This window comes from Dactylosporangium sp. NPDC000244 (assembly GCF_040300725.1).
Lineage (GTDB): Bacteria > Actinomycetota > Actinomycetes > Mycobacteriales > Micromonosporaceae > Dactylosporangium.
On the sequence record NZ_JBEPEH010000068.1, the window covers coordinates 43353 to 47208 of the forward strand.

Annotated in this window: 3 protein-coding genes; 1 reads left to right on the top strand and 2 read right to left on the bottom strand. The window is 70.2% G+C overall.

All coding sequences use genetic code 11. The features are described from left to right. Both ABT369_RS54590 and ABT369_RS54595 read right to left on the bottom strand, forming a co-directional pair. On the bottom strand, window positions 1-2252 hold a 2252-nt coding region (locus ABT369_RS54590; protein ID WP_350626088.1), incomplete at its 3' end, for an ATP-binding cassette domain-containing protein. 9 nt (window positions 2253-2261) lie between these two features. After that, window positions 2262-3011: an aminoglycoside adenylyltransferase domain-containing protein gene (locus ABT369_RS54595; protein ID WP_350626090.1), complete on the bottom strand. Its 750-nt coding sequence runs from the start codon at window positions 3009-3011 to the stop codon at window positions 2262-2264. Window positions 3012-3371: 360 nt separating this feature from the next. On the opposite strand from ABT369_RS54595, the gene ABT369_RS54600 reads away from it, so the two are divergent. Continuing rightward, window positions 3372-3856 (top strand): TetR/AcrR family transcriptional regulator (locus ABT369_RS54600; RefSeq protein WP_350626092.1); only part of this gene is annotated, 485 nt, incomplete at its 3' end.

The window sequence follows — 3856 nt, forward strand, 5'->3', positions numbered from 1 at the left end:
AGGTGCTCGCCCGTAAGCGTGGAGCGGGCCTTGACCAGATCGGCGGGAGTGCCCTCGAAGACGACCGTGCCGCCGTCGTGGCCCGCGCCGGGGCCGATGTCGATGATCCAGTCGGCCGAGGCCATCACGGCCAGGTGGTGCTCGATGACGATCACCGACTTGCCCGCGTCGACCAGGCTGTTGAGCAGGCCCAGCAGCTGCTCCACGTCGGCGAGGTGCAGGCCGGTGGTCGGCTCGTCGAGGACGTACACGCCGCCCTTCTCGGCCATGTGGATCGCGAGCTTCAGGCGCTGGCGCTCGCCGCCGGAGAGCGTGGTCAGGGGCTGGCCGAGGCTGATGTACCCGAGGCCGACGTCGGCCAGGCGGGACAGGATCGTGTGCGCGGCCGGGATGCGCGACTCGCCGGTAGAGAAGAACTCGTGCGCCTCCGTGACCGGCATCGCGAGGACCTCGGCGATGTTGCGGCCGCCGAGGCGGTACTCCAGGACGGACGCCTGGAAGCGCTTGCCCTCGCACTCCTCGCAGATCGTGGCGACGCCGGCCATCATGGCCAGGTCGGTGTAGATGACGCCGTTGCCGTTGCAGTTCGGGCAGGCGCCCTCGGAGTTCGCGCTGAACAGGGCCGGCTTCACCCCGCCCGCCTTCGCGAAGGCCTTGCGGATCGGGTCGAGCAGGCCCGTGTACGTCGCCGGGTTGCTGCGCCGCGAGCCGCGGATCGCGCCCTGGTCGACGGAGACGACGCCGGCGCTCTTGGGGATGGAGCCGTGGATGAGCGAACTCTTGCCGGAGCCGGCGACACCGGTGACGACCACGAGCACGCCCAGCGGGATGTCCACGTCGACGTCGCGCAGGTTGTGAGTATTCGCGCCTCTCACTTGCAGAAAACTGGAAGGCTTGCGGAACTGAGGCCGCAGTCCGGCTCGATAGTCCAGGTGGCGGCCGGTCAGAGTACCGCTGCGGCGTAGTCCTTCGACGGTGCCCTCGAAGCACACCGTGCCGCCGGACCCGCCCGCGCCGGGGCCGAGGTCGACGACGTGGTCGGCGATCGCGATCGTCTCCGGCTTGTGCTCGACCACGAGCACGGTGTTGCCCTTGTCCCGCAGGCGCTGGAGCAGGCCGTTCATGCGCTGGATGTCGTGCGGGTGCAGGCCGACGGTCGGCTCGTCGAAGATGTACGACACGTCCGTGAGCGAGGACCCGAGGTGCCGGATCATCTTCGTGCGCTGGGCCTCACCGCCGGACAGGGTGCCCGACGGCCGGTCGAGGGAGAGGTACCCGAGCCCGATCTCCACGAACGAGTCCAGCGTCCGCTGGAGCGTGCCCAGCAGCGGCGCGACCGAGCGGTCCTCGATGCCGCGCACCCACTCGGCCAGGTCGCTGATCTGCATCGCGCACGCGTCGGCGATGTTCACCCCGCCGATGCGCGAGGCGAGCGCGGCCTGGTTGAGCCGGGTGCCGCCGCACTCGGGGCAGGCGGTGAAGGTGACCGCCCGGTCGACGAAGGCGCGCAGGTGTGGCTGGAGGGCCTCCTTGTCCTTCTGCAGGAAGGCCTTCTGCACGCGGGGCACGAGCCCCTCGTACGTCATGTTGATGCTCTCGACCTTGACCTTCACCGGCTCCTTGTAGAGGAAGTCGTGGCGCTCCTGCTCGGTGTAGTCCTTGATCGGCTTGTCCGCGTCGACGAACCCGGACGCGGCGAAGATGCGCACCAGCCAGCCGTCGACGGTGTACCCGGGGACCGTGATCGCGCCCTCGGCGAGCGACTTGTTCTTGTCGAACAGCTCGTCGAGGTCGATGTCGGTCACGTTGCCCATGCCCTCGCAGCGGGGGCAGGCCCCGGCGGGCACGTTGAAGCTGTAGTGGAACGCCGGCCCGGCGCTCGGCTCGCCCAGCCGGCTGAACACGATCCGCAGCATGGCGTTGGCGTCGGTCGCGGTGCCCACGGTGGAGCGGGAGTTCGCGCCCATCCGCTCCTGGTCGACGATGATGGCCGTGGTCAGCCCCTCGAGGAGGTCGACGTCGGGCCGGGCGAGGCTCGGCATGAAGCCCTGCACGAACGCGCTGTACGTCTCGTTGATGAGCCGCTGCGACTCCGCCGCGATGGTGCCGAAGACGAGCGAGCTCTTGCCGGACCCGGACACGCCGGTGAACACCGTGAGGCGGCGCTTGGGGATCTCGACGCTGACGTTCTTCAGGTTGTTCTCGCGGGCCCCGTGGACCTGGATGAGGTCATGACTGTCGGCGACATGCACCGAGCCACCCTAACCGGGCGCGGCCACGATGGCATGCACCTTCTGCAGGAACGACTCGGCGGCGGACCGGTCGACGGTGCGGCCGGCGTCGCGGCTCTCGGCGTGGCTCGCGAGCGCGGCGCGGATCACCGGGGCCTCGGACGGCAGGTGCTCGGCGGCCCACGCGGCGGCGGCGCGCTTGGGTGACCAGGCGTGCTCGGCGTGGTACCGCAGCGCCCGGCAACCGTTGAGCACCGCGTTGTCGCCGTGGTCCGTGAGGCCGGCGAGCTGGGCGGCGACCGACTCGGCGACGACCGGCAGGAGCACGCGCGAGCGCACGCGGGTCACGAGGCCGGGGAAGGGCGGGCCGATGAGCGCGCGGCGCTGCTGGCGGACCATGTCGCGGTCGATCGGGTACCAGAAGGTGAGCCCGTCGCCGGGGCCCGTCTCGGCCTTCGGCGGCAGCTGCGCGCCCGTGTTCAGGTTGAGCGCGAATCCGGCCTCGGTGGAGAGCCCGGCGAGGGTGGCCCGGTCGTACAGGACGAACTCGAGGCCGGCGGCGGGGCACGGCAGCCGCTCGTGGTCCAGCGCGGCGATGACGGCCGCGATCTCGGCCGGTGCCGGGCGCTCGGCGACGGCCAGCAGGTCGACGTCGCTGCGGCCGGGGACGTAGGCGTCGAAGGCGAGCGAGCCGGCCGGGTACACCCCGACGAGCCGGCCGCCGAAGATGCCCTGGAGGCGGCCGACGACCGCGCCGAGGTATCCGTCGAGTGTGCTCACCGCTCAGTTGTAAACCCTGCGGGCCACTCTGTGCTGCGGGCGGGCCGGGTCGAGGGAATCCCCGACCTCGGCCACCGCTTGTTCAGAGGTTACTTCTTCTTCTTGTTCTTCTTGTCCTTCTTCGACTTCTTGGACTTCTTCGCCATGGGAATCACCTCCAGGGGATCGGCAACGACACAGACACTACGACCAAACCGCCGGTGAACAAAGGGTTTCACCAAGATTTCAGGAAGCCCTCAGGTGGACACATTTCGTCCACATTGGACTCTTCAAAAGCAAGGGGCAGCTTTGGTACCGCACGTGCCAGCGCTCCCAACTGCTGATCCACATTCGATACACTCACCATGAAATGAGGTGAGCATGACTGCACCGAACACGGTGAGAAATTACTACGCGCCCCGTCGTGTGGCGCAGGCCGCACTCACGCGGGAGGCGATCGCGGCCGCGGCGGAGCGTCTCTTCGCCCGGCACGGCTACGCCGGCACGACCATCGCGGCCGTCGCGGAGGAGGCCGGGGTCACGCCGAAGTCGGTCTACGCGCTCGCCGACAAGCCGGGTCTACTGCTGCTCGCGGTGCGCCGCGGCGAGGCGGCGCCGGGGCCGGAGGACACCGCGGGCGCGCTGCTGCGGCGGTATCCTCTTGAGCGGGCCTTCGAGGAGGCGGCACACGCCGAGCCGGTGCTGCGCGAGGCGTGGCGGCGGCACGAGCGGGCCCGCCGCGCGCGGCTCAAGACGCTCGTGCGCGAGGCCGCGGAGTCCGGGCGGCTGCGGCCCGGGCTGACGGTGGGACGGGCCACGGACACGCTCTGGGCGCTGGTCACGTGGCACACCGTGGCGCTACTGGT